Raw genomic sequence first — 18,284 nt, forward strand, 5'->3', positions numbered from 1 at the left:
GAAGCGTTGCGCGGAGCGAGGCGCGCTCGATCCGGTCGCCGCCGCCGCGCGGCTACGCTCGGGATGAGCGGCGCGGGAATGTTCTAGTGGCCGGAGACGCGGGCATTCTGTGGCAACGCCCATTCGAACCGTGCCAGCAACGATGCAAACGCATCGTCCAGCGGCGCTTCCAGCGTCATCGGCGCGCCGCTCAGCGGGTGATGGAAGTCGAGCCGCCACGCATGCAGCAGCATTCGATGGCAGCCGAAATACTGCTTGTACAGGCGATTGTGATCGCCGCGTCCGTGCTGGCAGTCGCCGATGACCGGGTGATGGATATGCGCCAGGTGTTTGCGGATCTGGCGGAAGCGGCCGCTTTCCGGTTCGGCCAACAAGAAGGCGTAGCGTTGCTGCGGATAGCGACCCAGTGCGATCGGTACCTCGATCGTGGCCAGTTGGCGGTAGCGCGTGCGTGCCTCGCGTCGCGGGCCGGTTTCGCGTGAACCGGGCAGCGGGTAATCGATCACGCCTTCGGCTGGTTCCGGCCAGCCGCGCACTACAACCAGGTATTGCTTGTGCACCGTGCGGCCCATGAACTGCTCGCCCAGCGCAGCCGCGATCTCCTTGTTGCGCGCCACCAGCAGCACGCCGCTGGTGGCGCGGTCGAGCCGGTGCGCCAGGTACACGCTGTCGCCGATCTGCTCGCGCAATTCATCGATGAGAAACGTGTCGGCATTGCCGACCATCTTCGAACGGTGCACGGCCAGGTTCGCGGGCTTGTTCACCGCGATCAGCGCGTCGTCCTGATGGAGAATTTCAAGCATGTCGATTCGTCAGGAAAATTGAAGATGTGGGAGCGACTTCTGTGGGAGCGACTTCAGTCGCGATGCTCTTGCTTTGGGGCATCAGAGCAGAAGCATCGCGACTGAAGTCGCTCCCACAATCCCACCCCCACAACCCGCTCCCGCAGGCGGTGTTTAGCGCTCAGCGCGAGCGTGGCCAGCCCATCGCGAATGCCAACAGGCCGGCCACGCCGGCGCCCAGCGGCGGCCAGAGGCCGTGCTGTGGAGCCAGCGTCCACAACAACGCCGAGCCGATCAGCAAGGCGCCACCCAACAATCCGCAGACCAGCAGCTTGTGCTGGCGCCGGGCGTTGTCGCGCAACAGGGTGAGGGCCAATGGATCGCTCACCACCCGCTGTTCGCCGCTGCCTGCCTGGCGCAGGGCGTCGCGCACCAGTTCGGGAAACTGCGGTGCGTGGTGCAGCCATTCGGGCAGGCGCTTGCGCACGTCGCGCAGGGTGCGCAACGGGCTGTAGCGTTCGCGCAGGATGCGTTTCAGCACCGGATGCGCCACCGCCCAGATGTCGATCTCCGGATCGAGCATGCGGCCCACGCCTTCGATGTTGAGCAGGGTTTTTTGCAGCAGGATCAGTTGCGGCTGCAAGGTCAGCTCGAAGCGGCGCGCGGTCTGGAACAGTTTCACCACCAGTTCGGCCAGCGAAATCTGCGACAGCGGGCGGGTGAAATATGGCTCGCAGACGGTGCGCACCGCCGCCTCCAGTTCATCCAGCCGCAAGGTGGCGGGCATCCAGCCGGCGGCCACGTGCAGTTGCGCGATGCGGGCGTAGTCGCGTTCGAACAGGGCGATGAAATTCTGCGCCAGCCAGTATTGGTCGGCCTCGGGCAGCGAGCCCATGATGCCGAAATCCAGCGCGATGAAACGCGGCTCGCCGGTGCGTGCGGTGTCCACCCAGATATTGCCGGGGTGCGCATCGGCATGGAAAAAGTTGTCGCGGAACACCTGCTCGTAGAACACCCGCACGCCCTTGGCGGCCAGTGCCTTGCGGTCGATGCCGGCCGCATCGATGGCGGCGATGTCGTCGCTGCTGACGCCGCTCACCCGCTCCAGGGTCAGCACGCGTGCGGCGGTGAGTTCCCAGTGCACGCTCGGCACGTACAGGTCCACGCCGCTGGCGAAGTTGCGTTTCAGCAGGCTGGCGCTGGCGCCTTCGCGCTGCAGGTCCAGCTCGTTTTCCAGCATTTTCTCGACTTCGGCCACCACGTCCAGCGGCCGGATCTTGTCGGCGTTCGGATGCCAGCGTTGTGCCAGTTCGCCCAGCGAGCGCAGCAGTTTCACGTCGCGGGCGATCTGCGCGTCGATGCCGGGGCGCAGCACCTTCACCACCACCTCGCGGCCATCGCGCAAGGTAGCCGCGTGCACCTGGGCGATGGAGGCGGAGGCCAGCGGTGTTTCGTCGAAGTGCGCGTAGAGCTGGTCGGTCGATGCGTTCAATTGCTGCTCGACGATGGCGCGCGCCTCGGCGCCGGGGAACGGTGTCACCCGATCCTGCAGCAGCGACAGTTCGTCGGCGATATCGGCAGGGACGAGATCGCGGCGGGTGGACAGCACCTGACCGGCCTTCACGAAAATCGGGCCCAGCTCGGTCAGCGCCAGCCGCAACCGCTCGCCGCGCGACAGCTGCGCCACGTTGGCACGCGGTCGCGCCAGCAACGGGCGCAGCAGTTTCAGCGGACGGTACAGGTGAGTGGCGTCGACCAGCTCGTCCAGTCGATACGCCAGCAGCACCGAGGCCACCCGCAGCAGCCGCGGCACGACCTTGAGCGGCGTCATGCGGCGCTGCCCTGCAGGCGCGCGATGAGCCGCTGCACGCGCGACTCCATCCGTTCGCTGCGCTCGCGGAGGTGATCCACGCCGTCGAGGAAATCCTCCACCTCGCCCGGCGCCAGCGCCACGCGCGCTTCGTCGCGCAGCCAGTCGGCGCCGTCCTCGGTGAAATGCGCGGCACTTTCGCGGGCGTGGCTCAGGCCGCGGCGGACGGCCTTGGCCAGCGGTACGCCGAGTACGTCGCCGAAGCTGCGCGCAAACGCCTCCTCGAAATCGGGCGCGAACTTGCTGGCCAGTTTCTCCAGTCGGCGCGCCAGCTCGGCATCACCGGCGATCTCCACCTTGCCCGGTGCGATGCCGTCGTCGTCGCGGCGAAACAGCATCGCCAGCAGGCTGCCCGGCGTGGCGGCGACGCGCAGCTGGCTGTCGTCTTGTGGCGGGCCCACCAGCAGTTTTCCGTCGTCGACGGTGATCGCCAGTGCCAGCTCCGGCCCACGCAGATGCAGTTGCACGCGGCGTCCGTTCAACGCGGCCAGCTTCTGCTGCGTGTCCGGATCCAGCGACAACGTGTGGTTCAGCGAGGTTTGCAGCGCGCGGCCGGCCAGCTTGCGCAGCGGCTGCGGCATCCAGGTATTGGGCGTGGAGTTCATCCCGGCGATTGTAGCGGGGCGGCGCTTGCGCCGCCGGGAATGGGGAATAGGGAACGGGGAGCCGGAAGAGCGGTATTTCGCCAGCGCGAAGGATGCGCGGATGCCGAGGCTTCTGCTTTTCCCATTCCCGATTCTCTATTCCCGATTCCCCGCCCCTACGAACCCAAGCTGCCGCCACGCCTCATACACCGCCACGGCCACCGAATTCGACAGGTTGAGGCTGCGGCTGTTCGGGCACATCGGCAGGCGCAGGCGCTGGTTGGCGGGGATGGTCTCGAACACGTCGGCAGGCAGGCCGGCGGTTTCGCAGCCGAACAGCAGTGCGTCGTCATCGGCGAAACGCGCGTCGACGTGTGCCACCTGGCCGCGGGTGGAGAATGCGAACACGCGTGGCGTGCCGATCGCGTCGAGGCAAGCGGCGAAGTCGTCGTGCACGGCCACGCTGGCGTACTCGTGGTAGTCCAGCCCGGCGCGACGCAGCCGCGCATCGTCGAGCTCAAAACCCAGCGGGCGGATCAGGTGCAGCGCGGCACCGGTATTCGCGCACAGGCGAATCACGTTGCCGGTGTTCGGCGGGATCTCGGGGCGAAACAGAATGACATGGAGCATTCGGCCATTATCGGCATTCGTCGCCCCCGCGTCTGCGTCGGCCTTACAACACCTGCGTCGATGGCGGGCAAAGCACGCCGTCGTGTGGCAACACGCAGCTGTCGGGCGCGTCCAGCAGCATCGTCGTGACCGAGGAACCCGACGCCGGCTGCTCCACCGGCTGCGCGCGCAGCATCGCGCCCATCACCAGCACGCACAGCGCGAAGCAGGCCGCGAACAAGCTGTGCAACATCATCGTTTCGAATTTCATGATCGCTCTTCCTTTTCCGTGATTGAAAACCCCTGCATGGCCAGAAGAGCAATCGTCGTGCCAGCCTTTCTATCCATCGCAAGCTGATGATTCTGCGGAATAAAGATACGATCTTGAAAATGCGTGTCATGTCCGCGGACATCGTCCGAACGGGCGCGGACATCGCCGGACGACACTGTCCGCATGCCTTCACCCGACGTGCCTTGCGCCAGTTGCGCTGCGGCCGCCGTGCCGCCTAGGCTCAAGGGCCTCACCCACGCCAAGGAATTACCGTGACCCTGAAAACGCACGCGTTGTGGCTTGCCGGTTTGCTGACTTTTTCCGTGGGCATCGTGCCGGCGTTGGCCGATCCCCCCGCCGTCACCGATGCCGCCAGCACGATCCCCGCGCTCGACTATGAGCGGTTCACCCTGCCCAACGGACTGACCGTGGTGGTGCATGAGGATCACAAGGCGCCGGTGGTGGCGGTGAGCGTGTGGTACCACGTGGGCTCCTCTTACGAGCCCAAGGGCAAGACCGGCTTCGCGCATCTGTTCGAGCACCTGATGTTCCAGGGTTCGGAAAACCACAAGGACGAATTCTTCAAGCCGTTCGAACTGGCTGGCGCCACCGACCAGAACGGCACCACCTGGCTCGACCGCACCAACTATTTCGAAACCGTGCCCACCACCGCGCTGGACATGGCGCTGTGGATGGAGTCCGACCGCATGGGCCATCTGCTGGGCGCTATCGGCCAGCCGCAGCTCGACGAACAGCGCGGCGTAGTGCAGAACGAAAAGCGCCAGCGCGAAAACCAGCCCTACGGCCGCGCCAGCGAGCTGATCCAGGCCGAGGCGTTCCCCGCCAACCATCCGTACCACCACGACACCATCGGCTCGATGGCCGACTTGAACGCCGCCTCGCTGGGCGACGTGAAGCAGTGGTTCCGCGACTACTACGGCGCCGCCAATACGGTGGTGGTGCTGGCCGGCGACATCACGCCGGCAGTGGTGAAAGAGAAGATGCTGAAGTACTTCGGCGACATCGCCGCGGGCCCGCGCGTGCCGCGGCCACAACCGTGGGTGGCGCCGCGCGAGCAGTCCACCCGCGGCACCATGACCGACAACGTGGCGCAGACGCGCATCTACCGCGAGTGGAACGTGCCGCCGCGTGGCAGCACCGACGAGAACCTGCTGGAGCTGGCCGCCGCGGTGCTGGGCGGCGGCAAGACCTCGCGGCTGTACCAGCGGCTGGTCTACCGCGACAAGCTGGCCGACGACGTCTCGGTGGGTGTGGAGCAGCACTCGCTGGCCAGCCTGTTCGAGCTGCAGGTCGACGTGAAGCAGGGCGTCGACCCGGCTCGCGTCGAGGCGGCCATCACCGATGAATGGCGCAACTTCCTGGCGCACGGCCCCAGCGCCGACGAGCTGGCGCGGGTGAAGACGGAAACCCGCGCCTCCTTCGTGCGCGGGCTGGAGCGCGTCAACACGCAGGCCTCGATCCTGGCCCAGGGGCAGCTCTATCACGGTGATCCGGGCGCCTATCTGAAGCAGTTCAACGAATTCATGGCCGCCACCCCGGCCAGCGTCACCGCCGCCGCGAACCGCTGGATCGCCCGCGGCGATTACACCTTGACCGTGGTGCCGGGCAAGGTCGATAGCACCGACAGCGCCGCGGCCGCCGGTCGGGCCGCCGTCCCCGGCAAACCCGCGCCGGTGCTTTCGCCCGCCGGTGATTTCCGCGCCGTCGACAGCAGTGTCGACCGCAGCAAGGGCGTGCCCACGGTCGACAGCTATCCGGACCTGAGCTTCCCCGCCGTGCAGCGCGGCCGCCTGGCCAACGGCATCGAGGTGGTGCTGGCAGAACGTCACACCGTGCCGGCGGTGCAGGTGCGGTTGTTGTTCGATGCGGGCTACGCCGCCGACCAGGGCCGCAAGCTGGGTACCTCCAGCTTCACCATGTCGATGCTGGACGAGGGCACCAGGGAGCTGGATTCGGTCGAGATCGCCAAGCGCAAGCAGCGGCTGGGCGCGCTGATCGATACCGATTGCGGGCTGGATTTCTGCAACGCCTCGTTGAATGCGCTGGACGACAATCTGCAACCGTCACTCGCCCTGTTCGCCGACATCGTGCGTCAGCCCGCCTTCCGCCAGGCGGATATCGACCGCGTGCGCGGCCAGTGGCTGGCCGGCATCGCGCAGGAAAAGAGCCAGCCCGTCGGCATCGCGCTGCGCACCCTGCCGCCGCTGCTGTACGGCAAGGGCCACGCCTACGCCATCCCGTTCACCGGCTCGGGTACGGATGCGTCGATCAAGGCGCTGCAGGCCGCCGACATGCGCCGCTTCATGGCCGACTACATCCGGCCCGACAACGTGCGCATCCTGGTGGCCGGCGACACCACGCTGGCGAAGATCATCCCGGCGCTGAACGCCGCATTCGGCCAATGGCAGGCGCCCGCGGGCAAGGTGCCGGCGAAGAACATCGGCAAGGTGGCACCGCCGCCGCATGCACGCGTCTACCTGATCGACCGCCCCGACGCGCAGCAAAGCCTGATCCTGGCCGGCAGCCTGGCGCCCTCCACCGAGGCGCCGAACAACCTGCAGATCCAGACCATGAACGGCGCGTTCGGCGGCACCTTCACCTCGCGCCTCAACATGAACCTGCGCGAGGACAAGCACTGGGCCTACGGTGCCTTCAGCATCCTGCAGAACGCCCTGGGCCAGCGCCCGTTCCTGCTGTACGCGCCGGTCCAGACCGACAAGACCGCGCCATCCATCGCCGAGCTGTTGAAGGAGGCCCGCGCGGTGATCGGCCCGCAACCACTCACCGAGCAGGAGATCGACAAGATCAAGGTGGGCGACGTGCGCAGCATGCCGGGCGGCTACCAGACCACCTCGGCGGTGATGGGTGCGTTGCAGGACATCGTGCAGTACGACCGCCCCGACGATTACGTGCGCACGCTGAAGTCGCGCATCGAGGCGCAGACCGATGCCTCGGTGCAGGCCGCCGCGCAGGAAATCATCCATCCCGACCAGCTGACCTGGGTGATCGTGGGTGATCTGAAGAAGGTCGAGGCGCCGATCCGTGCGTTGAAACTGGGTGACATCCAGGTACTGGATACCGACGGCAAGCCGGTGGCGCCGAAATAAGCCCGCGGGCGGGATGTCGCGTGCCATCGCCGGCACGCGGCACCGCCCTCGCGCTACGATGGCGCCTTGCCGCGCGGTCGCGGCGCGATCCTTCCGCCCACTTCACACACGGAGTTTTCCATGCGCAAGAACCTGCTGTTGCTCGTCCCCGTGCTGGCGCTGAGCGCGTGTACGTGGGGCATCACCATGGACGAAGCGGCCAAGAACGTGCGCACGGCCTGGAATGGCGACGTGTCGGCCTGCCACGAACTGGGCAAGGTCACCGTCTCGGTGATGGACCACATCGGCCCGGTCAACCGCAACGGCATGACGATCCGCGAAGAGCTGGAAGTGATGGCCCGCAACGAGGCCGCCAAGATGCACGCCGACACCGTCAAGCCGCTGGCCGAACCCGCCGACGGCTCGCAGGCGTGGGGCGTCTACCAGTGCGGCACGCGCACGATCAGCCCGGTGCGCTCGTCCGCCACACCTGCGGCCACACCCGCGCCCGGCAGCGCGCAGACATTCCCGGTCAAGGGCAACTGAGCTGGCCGTTCCTGCACGCCGAAGGCGCCCCCGGGCGCCTTTTTTCACGCCGGCCCGTACACGCGGGTTTGCGATGATGGCCGGCATGATCAAGCGCATGCCTTCGAAAACCACCTTGCTGAAAGCCCCAGGCCGGATCGCGCGACGCATGCTGCCGTTCCGCCGCAGGCGCGCCGACCCGCTCGATGCGTTGCCCTTTTTCGCCGTGCCGGCCACTGCCATCGCGGTGCTGGACGATGCCGCCGCGTTTCGCCGCACGCTGTTGCAGCACATCGCCCAGGCCACGCGCCGGATCGTGCTGGTGACGCTGTACCTGCAGGACGATGATGGCGGCCGCGAGATCCTCGAGGCGTTGTACGCGGCGAAAACGCGTCATCCAGCCCTGGAAATTTCCGTGTTCGTCGACTGGCATCGCGCCCGCCGCGGCCTGATCGGCAAGCAGAAAAGCGAGGGCAACGCGGGCATGTATCGCGAGTACGCCAGGCGCCTGGGGCCGGGCGTGGCCATCTACGGCGTGCCGGTGCAGAACCGCGAGTTGTTCGGCGTGCTGCACCTCAAGGGCTTCGTCATCGACGACAACGTGCTGTACAGCGGCGCCAGCCTCAACGATGTCTACCTCGCCCGACACGGCCGCTATCGGCTTGACCGCTACCACCTGTTCCGCGATGCGAAACTGGCCGACGCGATGGCCGGCTTCGTCGAGCGGCAGTTTGTCGCCAGCCCCGCCGTGTGCCGGTTGAACAGCGGTGATGCGCCAACCACGAAGGCGTTGCAGCCGGCCATCCGCGACCTGCGCCAGTCACTGCACCAGGCTGCCTACGCCGTCGTCGACGACAGCTTGGGCGATGGTGCGGTAGCAGTGACGCCGCTGCTGGGTTTCGGCCGCACCGACAACGCACTCAACGACGCCTTGCTGGCCGCGCTGCGCGGCGCCCGCGAGCGGGTGATCCTGCTGACGCCGTACTTCAACCTGCCGCGCCCGGTGCGGGCGGTGCTGGGGCAACTATTGCGCCGCGGCTGCGAGATCCACCTGATGGTGGGCGACAAGACCGCCAATGATTTCTACATACCGCCCGAGCAGCCGTTCAAGACCATCGGCCTGCTGCCCTACCTGTACGAAAACAACCTGCGCCGGTTTGCCCGCGCCCACCGCCGGCAGATCGACAGCGGCCAGCTCAACATCCACCTGTGGCACCACGGCGACAACAGCTACCACCTGAAAGGCCTGTTCGTGGACGACGACGTGGCCGTACTCACCGGCAACAACCTCAACCCGCGCGCGTGGGCGCTGGACCTGGAAAACGGCCTGCTGCTGCGCGACCCGCAGCGGCTGCTGCATGACAGGCATCAGGCTGAGTGGGCCGCGTTGAAAAAACACGCCACGCGGCTGTCCGACTACCATGCACTGGAAAGTCCGCGGCAGTACCCCGCGGTGGTGCGCAAGCTGTTGCGGCGGCTTAACCGCACGCGGCTGGACCGGCTGGTGAACCGGTTGCTGTAGGCGCTTCTACGCGTTCGGGGCCAGCCGGTCCAGGCGCATGCCCAACCAGTTCGACACGTTCGGCCATTCCTCGGCCAGGATGCTGAAGCACACCGTATTGCGCAGGCTGCCGTCGGTGCGACGCTTTTGCGCGCGCAGGACGCCTTCGCGCTGCGCACCAAGGCGTTCGATGGCGCGCTGCGAATCCTCGTTCAACTCGTCAGTGTGAAAGGCGACCGCCACGCAACCCATCCCCTCGAAAGCATGCTCCAGCAGCAGCCTTTTGCAGGCCGTGTTGAGGTGGCTTTTCTGCCAGCGTTTCGCGTACCAGGTGTAGCCGATGGCGACGCGCGGCAGTTCGGCGTCGATTTCATAGAAGCGGGTGGTGCCCACGATGTCGCCACTACGCTTTTCGCGGACGGCAAACGGCAGCATGTGGCCGTCGGCCAGGCCTCGCAGTGCCTTTTCGACGTAAGTTTGCGCCTGGCCTGGCGGCGGCACGCTGGTGACCCGCAGGTTCCACAGCTCGCCATCGGCGGCGGCGGCCTCGAGGGCGGGGACGTGATCCAGGTTCAGGGGCTCCAGCACGACGTAGTCGTCCTGCAGGCATATCGGGGCGAGAGGTGGCATCGGAGAATTCCAGCGGCGTACGGCGCAGGGCCGCAGGGTGCGGTCAGGCGTCCAGATCGGGGATCAGCTTGCTCTCCAGGCGGGAGATGTGATCCTTCAGCAGCAGCTTGCGTTTCTTCAGTCGGGTCAGCTGCAGTTCGTCGCGGCCCAGCGTGGTGGCCAGCTGTTCGATCGCCGCGTCGAGATCGCGATGCTCCATCCGCAACTCGGCGAGCAAGTGGGCGATTTCAGCGTGATCCTGAACCTGCATGGCGGGGCCGGTGACAAGTGGAGAAGTTGGCAAGTGTACCGCCGCCGCGCGCGGCTGGTCAGTATCTGACCAGCCGCGGGGCAGGCCGGTCACGGGACAAGTCATGGTGCAAAGCAGTAAAGTGCGCGATGGCCTGCCGGCATGCATCGCCGGGCGCCGCGGCAAGCGGTGTTGGCGTCCAACCGCGGGTTTTGATCATTCCACCATTTACCAGAGGGCTGCTCGTGTCTTTCTTTGCATCCGTTGAAATGGCTCCAGGCGATCCGATCCTGGGCCTGACCGAGGCCTTCGTGGCCGATCCGCGCCCGGGCAAGATCAATCTTGGCGTGGGCATCTATTGCGACGAGCAGGGCAAGATCCCGCTGATGAAAGCGGTGCGTGACGTCGAGCAGGCGCTGGCCAAGGCGGAAAACCCGCGCGGTTACCTGCCCATCAACGGCTTGAAGGCCTACAACGAGCTGACCCAGCAACTGCTGTTCGGCGCCGATTCGCCGCTGCTGGCCGAAGGCCGCGTGGCCACGGCGCAGACCATCGGCGGCAGCGCCGCCTTGCGCGTGGCCGCCGACCTGCTGAAGCAGACCGCCGGCGCCGGCGCCAAGATCGCCATCAGCAATCCCAGTTGGGGCAACCACCACGTGGTGTTCCGCACCGCCGGCTTCGAGCTGCTGGAATACCGCTATTACGACAAGGAAACCCACGGCCTGGATTTCGCCGGCATGCTGGAGGACCTGGGCAAGCTGGAGCCGGGCACCGTGGTGCTGCTGCACGCGTGCTGCCACAACCCCACCGGCGTGGACCTGGATGCTGCCCAATGGCAGCAGGCGATCGCGCTGATGAAGGAGCGCCAGCTGCTGCCCTTCGTCGACGCCGCCTACCAGGGTTTCGACAAGGGCCTGGACGCCGACGCCACCGCGATCCGGCTGCTGGCCGCGTCCGGTATCGAGGCGTTCGTCGTGGCCAATTCGTACTCCAAGTCGTTCTCGCTGTATGGCGAGCGGGTGGGCGCGATCAGCATGGTCGGCCGTGACCGCGACGAGGCCGCACGGGTACTGTCGCGCATCAAGACCACCATCCGCTCGATCTACTCCAGCCCCTCCGCTCACGGTGCGTACCTGGTGGCCGGCGTGCTGGGCAACCCCGAGCTGCGTGCGTCGTGGGAAGACGAGCTGGGCGGCATGCGCACGCGCATCCACGAAATGCGCGCGGGCCTGGTCGATGGGTTGGCGGCGGCGGGTCTGCCGCAGTTCGACTTCATCAACCGGCAGGCCGGCATGTTCTCGTACTCGGGGCTGAGCAAGGCTCAGGTCGAGCGCCTGCGCGAGGATTTCGCGATCTACGCGCTGACCAGCGGCCGCATCTGCGTGGCCGCGCTGAATCGCGCCAACCTGGACGCCGTAGTGGCGGCGATCGCTGCCGTCAGCTGAAATCTCGCCATACCCCTGTAGGAGCGGCTTTAGCCGCGATGCTCTTTCGCCACTCGGACGAAAAGCATCGCGACTGAAGTCGCTCCTACAACGTCAACGCGAACCCAAACAATCGCCCGCGGCCCTCGGCCGCACCGATCCGGACATTGAATGTTTTTCCGCAATCTCACGCTGTTCCGTTTTTCCCCCGCCGTAGCCACTGATCTCGACCGCCTCGACGACGCACTGGCCGAGCATCGCCTGCGCCCCTGCGGCCCGCTGGAGATGTTCACCCGCGGCTTCGTGCCGCCGGTGGGCCGCGGCGAGGGCGAGCCGCTCACGCACAGCGTCAAGCAATCCACCCTGGTAACCGTGGGTGGCGAGGACAAATTGCTGCCGGCGGCGGTGATCAACGACGAGCTGCAGCGCAAGGTGCAGAAGATCGCCGAGGAAGAGGGGCGCAAGGTCGGCGGCCGCGAGCGCAAGCGGATCAAGGAGGATCTGCTCACCGAACTGCTGCCGCGCGCGTTCGTGCGCAACTCGCGCATGGCCGCCTATGTGGACAAGAAAAACGGCTGGCTGGTGCTGGACACCTCCAGCCGCAAATCGGCCGAGAACGCGCTGACCCAGATCCGCGAGGCGCTGGGCAGTTTCCCCGCCGTGCCGCTGGCGCCGGAGGAAGGCCCGCGCGTGCTGATGACCGACTGGCTCTCCACCGGCAACCTGCCGGCGGGCCTGGCGCTGGGCGATGAGTGCGAACTGCGTGACCCGGCGACCGCCACCGGCGCCATCGCCCGCTGCCGCCGGCAGGAGCTGGATGCCGAGGAAGTGAAGGAGCACCTGCGCAACGGCAAGCAGGTATTCATGCTGGGGCTGACCTTCGACGACCGCATCACGTTCGTGCTGGGCGAGGATCTGGTCATCCGCAAGCTGAAATTCCTGGACGTGGTGATGGACGAGCTGGGCGACAGCCAGCAGGACGCCCACGCCGAGATGGATGCCAGTTTCGCCCTGCTGACGCTGGAGCTGGAGCGCCTGCTGGGCAAGCTGGAAGAGTGGTTCGGCCTGCCGCGCCCCGCCGATAGCTGAACCGGCGTCACGCCCCTGCGCTCCCGGCCGCGCGTCATGCTTGCGGCCGGCCCGCGACAAGTGGAAGCTTGGCAGACGGCCGCGCCCATCAGTCCACCACCGGCAAGGCGAGCAGGCACAACGGGCAGGTCATGGCGCAGCATCTCGAAGGCGATTGGCTGGAACTGTCGACAGCAGGCGGACGCCTCATCCGCGTGCTGAAGGCCGCGCACCCGCGTGCCCGCCGGCTGCGCCTCACGGTCACGCCCAAGGGCGCCCGCGTCACCTATCCGCACGGCACCCATCCGGCCCAGGTCAGCGCCTTCCTGCGCAGCCACGCCGAGTGGCTGGAGCTGAAACTCGATGAGCTGAACCTGATGGTGAAGCCGCTGCCGCCGCTGCGGCTGGGCTATCCATGCACGTTCCCGCTGCGCGGCGAGCTGGTCGAGCTGGACTGGGCCGAAGGCAGCTATCCCAAGATCGAGTCGCATGCCGAAGGGCTGACCCTGGTGATCCCGCGCCCGCACACCCGCGCGCTGCCGATCGCGCGCGGGCTGCTGGCCTCGCACCTGGAAGCGCAGATCCGCCGCGACGTGTCGCGCTGGATGGCCGGCTACGTGCCGCAACTGGGGCTGGCGCCCACCTCGCTGCGCATCCGCCCCATGAAAAGCCTGTGGGGCAGCCTGGATACCCGCGACCGCATCAACCTGGATCTGGCGCTGGCGTTGGCGCCACCGGCCGCGCTGCGCTACGTGCTGGCGCACGAGCTGTGCCACCTGAAGGTGCGCAACCATTCGCCGCGGTTCTGGACCCAGGTGGAAAACCTGTTCCCGGATTGGCGCGAACAGCGCGCCTGGTTGCGCCAGCAGGGCGCGGTGCTGAAGGCGGAACTCGATCGGCTGATCGGCGACGTGGCCGACTGATTCCGCGGGGCGAGTCGACCGACCAGGGTAATGGCGGCCGACTGCACCCACGCCGTGCGACTCCGTCCTCAGCCGATGGAACGCACCACGCCGCCATCGACGCGCAAGGCCGCACCGGTCGTCGCGGAGGCCTGATACGAGCAGACATAGACAACCATGTTGGCGACTTCTTCCGTCGTTGCGAACCGATTAATGAGCGACGTCGGGCGCGCCGTCTTCAGGAATTGCTGCTCGGCCTCGGCTTGCGTGATGCCTTGTTCCGCCGCCATCGCCGTCATCCAGCCCGACAGGATCTCGGAGTTCGTGGGGCCGGGGACGACCGCATTGACGGTGACGCCCGTGCCGGCCACCAGTTCCGCCAGGCCCCTCGACACGGCGAGCAGCGCGGCCTTGGAGACGCCGTAGTCGATCATGTCCTTGGGGATGTTGAGCCCGGATTCGCTGCTGATGAACACCACGCGCCCCCGTCCCCGCTCCACCATTTTCGGCACGTAATGGCGGGCGGCGCGCACGCCGCTCATGACGTTGAGCTGGAACAGGTCGAGCCATTCGTCGTCGCTCTGCTCGAAGAAGTTGTTGAGGTGCGCCGTGCCCACGTTGTTGACCAGGATGTCGGTGTCGGGCACCTGCTCCACCAGCGCGGCCGAGCCTTCCGGTGTCGCCAGGTCGGCGGTGACGCCGGCAAAATCCGCATCGGGAAATTGCGCGCGCAGCTCCCGCAGCGCCGTGGCGACCCGCTCCTCAGTGCGGCCATTGATGACCACCGAGGCCCCGGCACGTGCCAGCCCTTCGGCAATGGCGCGGCCGATGCCGGCGGTGGAGCCGGTAACCACGGCCTTGCGGCCCGTGAAATCGATTTTCATGATGTATTCCTTGGTTTGCGAGTGCACCGGAAGTGCGGCGCGACGGGATGCAACGCCGCTCGGCCGAGCGCGTTCAATCGAACTTGATGAGGTCCTGGAAAATAAGCTGGGTCCAGCGGTTGCCCCGCGCCTGGACCAGCGCGCCGCCTTCGTCGAGCCGTCCCAGATCCACCGGCGCATAGCCCAACTGTTCCGCCAGGGCGGCCACCGGCGCTATCGCGGCGTCGTCGTCGCTGGAGAGAAAGACCACCCGCCTTCCGCCCTTGACCGAGGGGTCTTCGGCCAGCACGCCGGCCGGCAGGTGGTTGAAGCCCTTGACCAGCCGCGCCCCCGGCAAGGCGCGGGCAATGACGGTGGAAGAGGGCAGGCCGTCGAGCTGTTCCAGGGGCACGCCGTACGCGTTGGTCACGTCGACGACGATCTTGCCGCTCCAGCTTCCAGCCGCTTTCGCGACATCCCGATGCGACCAGAAGGGAACCGCCAGAAAGACGATGTCGGCTTCCAGCGCATCCTTCAGCGAACGAGGCGCGATCGTGGGGCCAATCGACTTCGCCAGCGGGGCGATCGCTTCGGGCGGGCGCGTGCTCGCCACGGCAACGTCGATGTTCTTGCGGGCAAAAGCGTGGGCGAGGGCCTGGCCGATCTGACCCGCGCCGATGATGGCGTAACGCATGATGTCTCTCCGGTAATGATGGAAGGTGAAGCGCCGTGCTTCAGTGCGGAGAGATCGTAATTAGCGCTGGAAGGAATGATAATCAGGCGATTTCCCATAAGCTCAATTCCGGATTGGAATCAATCGGCCGTACGGCCCGGGGATCGCGATGGACAGGTTTCAAGAACTGAGCGCCTTTATTGCCGTGGTGGAGGCGGGCGGCTTTTCCGCCGCCGCGCGACGAATCGGCAGCACCCAGTCCGCCATCAGCAAGGCCATCGGTGCGCTGGAGAAGCGCCTGGGCGTAGTGCTGTTCAATCGAAGTACGCGCAGCGTGACCCTGACCGATCAGGGCCAGCGTTATTTCGACCGCACCAAGCCGCTGCTCGACGAGATCGGTGCGGCCGACAACGAGCTGACCAGCAGCACCCTCGATATCTCCGGGCGCATGCGGATCGCCGCGCCCTCGACGTTCGGTCGGCTCCACGTTCTTCCACTGATACCCGGGCTGTTGTCGCGCCATCCCGGACTGAAGGTGGAGCTGCTCCTTTCGGATGCGGCGCGCGACATGGTGGAAGACCGCATCGACCTGACGATCCGGGTGGGCACCGTCAACGAACCCGACGCCGTGGTGCGACGCATAGGCAGCACCAGCCTCGTATGCGTGGGGTCACGCCGCTATTTCGAGTTGAAGGGCACGCCAAAGACGCCTGCCGACCTGGTCGACCACAACTGCCTTGTGTACGAAGGCATGGTGGAGTCGACGCATTGGCCGTTCACCGGCCCGGAAGGGCCGTTCAACGTACCCGTGCGCGGCAATTTTTCATCCAACAGCGTCGACGCGATACGTACGGGTGTGCTGGCCGGCGTGGGCATCGGCATGTTCACCAGAGCGTCGCTTGCCGAGGAACTGGCGCATCCCGACGTCGTCACGATACTCAACGACTTCGTGACGGGCACCCGCGACGTGAGCGTCGTCTGGCCGCAACGCCGCTTCATATCGGCGCGCGTGCATCGCGTAACCGACTACTTCGTGCAGGCGCTGTCGCCGCGGCTTTAGCGGTGATCAGCGCCGAGGGAGGGCTTCCTCCCATCCACCAGCCGGCGCATGGTCACCAGCCGGTGGCGAGCAACGCATCCAGTTGCGCGAACTGTTCGGGCAGGCCTTCCGCCGAGCCGGCGAGGGCGTCGTCGAGGGCCGCTGTCGTGGGATAGCGTTCGTGCAGGGTGACCCGCGTCCTGCCGGCATCCTCCTCGAACGTCACCGTGGTCACGGCACCCTCATCGCTTTCCTCGTTCGTCCATACGATGCGTTTTTGCGGGACCACCTCCCGGTAGGTGCCGAAGAACGCCATCGGTTGATCGGAAGCCGGGTGGCTGAATACGAGGCGATACGTGCCGCCGGTGCGCACATCCATGTCGCACGAGAGCAACGTGAGCTCCACCGACTTCGGAATCCACCAGAGCTGGAACAGTTCGGGCTTGCTCCACGCTTCGAACACGATGCGCGCCGGCGCATCGAATGTTCGTGTCACGACGAGTTCGTGGTCGGACTTGCGTTCCACGGCAGTGCGGTTCGTCGCGGCGGGACTACCTTCTTTTGCCTTGGCCATCTGCCTTCTCCTTGCGTTTCAGGGTCTCGACAACTTTGTCCAGCGCGTCGAAGCGTGCGCTCCAGAGCTGGCGGTGCCGCTCGATCCAGGCGGCCTCTTCCTCCAGCCGGCGCCGTCCGAGCCTGCAGGTTCGGACGCGCCCGACCTTCTCCGTCGTCACCAGCCCCGCCTGCTCCAGCACGCTGACGTGCTTCTTCATGCCCGTGAGGCTCATGTGGAACCTTTGGGCAAGGTCCGAGATCGAGGCATCCGACCCCCCAAGCTGCTCCAGCACACCACGTCGGGTGACATCGGAGAGCGCGGCAAACGTTGCGTCGAGGCGAGCTTGATACTGAACCATGTGGTTCACTGTATGACGGACTTTGACGACTTGCAAGCGGCGGATACTCCGCCGGCGGTTTGGTCGAAAATCACGGGATCAGTAGGTGGCCAAGGCTGTACATGGCAGCTCGATAGCCGCCGCTCCCTGTAGGAGCGACTTCAGTCGCGACGCTCTTGATGTTTGTAGGAGCGCACCCTGTGCGCGATGCTTTTGCCCTTGTGCGTGACTCCAGAGCAAGAGCTTTCGTCTGCCTGCGGCAGCCCAGTTGCGCGTGGCTAACGCAAAGGCAGGAACAGCTCAGCTGCCGTACCCAACTCGGGCTGGTTAAGGAACAGGCGTTGGCAGTAGATGGGGAAGTCACGCATCTCCTCACCGCTTGCCGGCAGCCAGTCCCGATATAGAAACAGGGCGGCTGGCTCCAGGTTGTGAGTGTCCCCAGTCACTCGGAGCACGGCGCATCGTCCGCCGGGAATCTCGCCAGCTTTCACACCGTATTCGTTCGGTTCGATCGCGTAGCCGGCTTTGATTCCGACGCAAAGATCCATGCTGTAGTCGGCAGAGTTGACGGGATCCCGCTCCGAATACCAGATATTGAACGTCGGGCTCGTTTTGGGAGACAACCCAGCTGCCTTGCGCCAGGCGATGAATCGCTGGATCGTCGCATCGATGGTGCGGCGGTCGCCGCGATGTTCGAAGATCGCGACAGGGGTGGGTGCGATCTCGCGGATGGTCACTTGGTCGTGCGTGTAGGCGGTGCTCATGATCTTGCTCCTGGCGGCATGGAAGGGCCGGAAAGCCAGAAGCCATGGCTCCCAATCGGGAGACTTCCGGAAGGTCGATGGTGATTGCTTGAACCTCTGCCGGAATGCGCGGGCGAACGCGTCGGGCGTGTCGTATCCGGCTTCCAAGGCGATCTGCGTGACGCTCAGCCCTCGCACATGGGCCAACTGCTTTGATGCGCGTTGCAGACGCGCCAACTGGACGTACCGATGAAGGGAGACGCCGAAGAAGGCCCCGAACTGCCGGTGGAAGTGGTACTTCGAGAACGCCGCGATTTGGCTCAGAGCTTCGAGGTTCAAGTCGTCATCGAGATGGCGCTCGATGTGGTCAAGCACCTTTTGCATCCGCGCGCGGTAGTGGTCCAGGCCGGTCATCTTGGTCGTTCGTTTTGGCCGCATCAGGATGACGCGCACAGGCGCGGCGTGCCCGGCCGATATTGCGCTCTTTGTTCGAGCCTCGGCGGTAGGCGACTGGCTGTCGCAAGCTACATGTACAACGACAAGCACTGGCGCGAGGCAGCGCCATTCGGGT

Annotated in this window: 20 protein-coding genes; 7 read left to right on the forward strand and 13 right to left on the reverse strand. The window is 66.1% G+C overall.

The window, feature by feature from the left end:
- Positions 1-83 precede the first annotated feature (83 nt).
- The 6 genes from ASD22_RS13425 to ASD22_RS16800 form a co-directional block, all read right to left on the reverse strand.
- Positions 84-803 carry a pseudouridine synthase gene (locus tag ASD22_RS13425; RefSeq protein WP_056084591.1) on the reverse strand — a complete coding sequence of 240 codons (720 nt, stop codon included), beginning with the start codon at positions 801-803 and terminating at the stop codon, positions 84-86.
- Positions 804-963: 160 nt separating this feature from the next.
- Positions 964-2,613, reverse strand: coding sequence for a ubiquinone biosynthesis regulatory protein kinase UbiB (gene ubiB / locus ASD22_RS13430; protein ID WP_056084594.1), 1,650 nt, complete (start codon positions 2,611-2,613; stop codon positions 964-966).
- Entirely contained in the window at positions 2,610-3,257 is a 648-nt protein-coding gene (locus ASD22_RS13435; protein WP_056084597.1) for an SCP2 sterol-binding domain-containing protein, read from the reverse strand. The genes ubiB and ASD22_RS13435 overlap by 4 nt, the downstream gene beginning before the upstream one ends.
- 135 nt (positions 3,258-3,392) lie before the next feature.
- Positions 3,393-3,866, reverse strand: coding sequence for a tRNA (uridine(34)/cytosine(34)/5-carboxymethylaminomethyluridine(34)-2'-O)-methyltransferase TrmL (gene trmL, locus ASD22_RS13440; protein ID WP_056084600.1), 474 nt, complete (start codon positions 3,864-3,866; stop codon positions 3,393-3,395).
- Positions 3,867-3,909: 43 nt separating this feature from the next.
- Positions 3,910-4,116, reverse strand: a complete 207-nt coding sequence (locus tag ASD22_RS13445) for a hypothetical protein (RefSeq protein WP_056084602.1) — start codon at positions 4,114-4,116, stop codon at positions 3,910-3,912.
- Positions 4,113-4,361 (reverse strand): hypothetical protein, encoded by a 249-nt coding sequence (locus ASD22_RS16800; protein ID WP_156459028.1) that lies wholly within the window; start codon positions 4,359-4,361, stop codon positions 4,113-4,115. Before ASD22_RS16800 ends, ASD22_RS13445 begins: the two co-directional genes overlap by 4 nt.
- Positions 4,362-4,388: 27 nt before the next feature.
- Here ASD22_RS16800 and ASD22_RS13450 point away from each other — a divergent pair, with 27 nt between their 5' ends.
- The 3 genes from ASD22_RS13450 (at position 4,389) to pssA (ending at position 9,270) form a co-directional block, all read left to right on the forward strand.
- Positions 4,389-7,244, forward strand: coding sequence for a pitrilysin family protein (locus ASD22_RS13450; RefSeq protein ID WP_056084605.1), 2,856 nt, complete (start codon positions 4,389-4,391; stop codon positions 7,242-7,244).
- A 120-nt stretch (positions 7,245-7,364) separates the two neighbouring features.
- The gene (locus ASD22_RS13455) at positions 7,365-7,769 is read left to right on the forward strand and encodes a DUF4156 domain-containing protein (protein WP_056084607.1); all 405 of its coding nucleotides are present in this window, start codon (positions 7,365-7,367) and stop codon (positions 7,767-7,769) included.
- Positions 7,770-7,866: 97 nt separating this feature from the next.
- Positions 7,867-9,270: a CDP-diacylglycerol--serine O-phosphatidyltransferase gene (pssA, locus tag ASD22_RS13460; RefSeq protein WP_056085148.1), complete on the forward strand. Its 1,404-nt coding sequence runs from the start codon at positions 7,867-7,869 to the stop codon at positions 9,268-9,270.
- Positions 9,271-9,276: 6 nt separating this feature from the next.
- On the opposite strand, the gene ASD22_RS13465 is transcribed toward pssA, so the two are convergent.
- Both ASD22_RS13465 and ASD22_RS13470 read right to left on the reverse strand, forming a co-directional pair.
- Positions 9,277-9,879, reverse strand: a complete 603-nt coding sequence (locus tag ASD22_RS13465; RefSeq protein ID WP_056084610.1) for a GNAT family N-acetyltransferase — start codon at positions 9,877-9,879, stop codon at positions 9,277-9,279.
- A 43-nt stretch (positions 9,880-9,922) separates the two neighbouring features.
- Positions 9,923-10,129: a DUF465 domain-containing protein gene (locus ASD22_RS13470; protein WP_040670585.1), complete on the reverse strand. Its 207-nt coding sequence runs from the start codon at positions 10,127-10,129 to the stop codon at positions 9,923-9,925.
- A gap of 224 nt (positions 10,130-10,353) precedes the next feature.
- Between ASD22_RS13470 and ASD22_RS13475 the strand changes: the two genes are divergently transcribed.
- The 3 genes from ASD22_RS13475 to ASD22_RS13485 all read left to right on the forward strand — a co-directional run bounded on the left by ASD22_RS13475 (position 10,354) and on the right by ASD22_RS13485 (position 13,523).
- Positions 10,354-11,553, forward strand: coding sequence for an amino acid aminotransferase (locus ASD22_RS13475; RefSeq protein ID WP_056084611.1), 1,200 nt, complete (start codon positions 10,354-10,356; stop codon positions 11,551-11,553).
- A gap of 150 nt (positions 11,554-11,703) precedes the next feature.
- Positions 11,704-12,621, forward strand: a complete 918-nt coding sequence (locus ASD22_RS13480; RefSeq protein WP_056084614.1) for a recombination-associated protein RdgC — start codon at positions 11,704-11,706, stop codon at positions 12,619-12,621.
- Positions 12,622-12,752: 131 nt separating this feature from the next.
- Positions 12,753-13,523, forward strand: a complete 771-nt coding sequence (locus ASD22_RS13485) for a YgjP-like metallopeptidase domain-containing protein (protein ID WP_056085150.1) — start codon at positions 12,753-12,755, stop codon at positions 13,521-13,523.
- A gap of 68 nt (positions 13,524-13,591) precedes the next feature.
- Here the strand turns inward: ASD22_RS13485 and ASD22_RS13490 are convergent, their stop codons facing one another.
- Both ASD22_RS13490 and ASD22_RS13495 read right to left on the reverse strand, forming a co-directional pair.
- Entirely contained in the window at positions 13,592-14,386 is a 795-nt protein-coding gene (locus ASD22_RS13490; protein ID WP_056085152.1) for an SDR family oxidoreductase, read from the reverse strand.
- 73 nt (positions 14,387-14,459) lie between these two features.
- On the reverse strand, positions 14,460-15,059 hold the full coding sequence (locus ASD22_RS13495; protein ID WP_056084617.1) for an NADPH-dependent F420 reductase: 600 nt from the start codon (positions 15,057-15,059) through the stop codon (positions 14,460-14,462).
- 148 nt (positions 15,060-15,207) lie between these two features.
- On the opposite strand from ASD22_RS13495, the gene ASD22_RS13500 reads away from it, so the two are divergent.
- The gene (locus ASD22_RS13500; RefSeq protein ID WP_056084619.1) at positions 15,208-16,098 is read left to right on the forward strand and encodes a LysR family transcriptional regulator; all 891 of its coding nucleotides are present in this window, start codon (positions 15,208-15,210) and stop codon (positions 16,096-16,098) included.
- 52 nt (positions 16,099-16,150) lie between these two features.
- Here ASD22_RS13500 and ASD22_RS13505 read toward each other — a convergent pair whose 3' ends face one another.
- From ASD22_RS13505 to ASD22_RS13515, 3 genes are all read right to left on the reverse strand, one after another.
- Positions 16,151-16,651, reverse strand: a complete 501-nt coding sequence (locus ASD22_RS13505) for an SRPBCC family protein (protein WP_056084621.1) — start codon at positions 16,649-16,651, stop codon at positions 16,151-16,153.
- Positions 16,629-17,027, reverse strand: a complete 399-nt coding sequence (locus tag ASD22_RS13510) for a metalloregulator ArsR/SmtB family transcription factor (RefSeq protein WP_235577644.1) — start codon at positions 17,025-17,027, stop codon at positions 16,629-16,631. Before ASD22_RS13510 ends, ASD22_RS13505 begins: the two co-directional genes overlap by 23 nt.
- A 221-nt stretch (positions 17,028-17,248) precedes the next feature.
- Positions 17,249-18,127, reverse strand: coding sequence for an AraC family transcriptional regulator (locus ASD22_RS13515; protein ID WP_056084628.1), 879 nt, complete (start codon positions 18,125-18,127; stop codon positions 17,249-17,251).
- Positions 18,128-18,284: the final 157 nt, after the last annotated feature.

The organism is Rhodanobacter sp. Root480, assembly GCF_001426645.1.
Lineage (GTDB): Bacteria > Pseudomonadota > Gammaproteobacteria > Xanthomonadales > Rhodanobacteraceae > Rhodanobacter > Rhodanobacter ginsenosidimutans.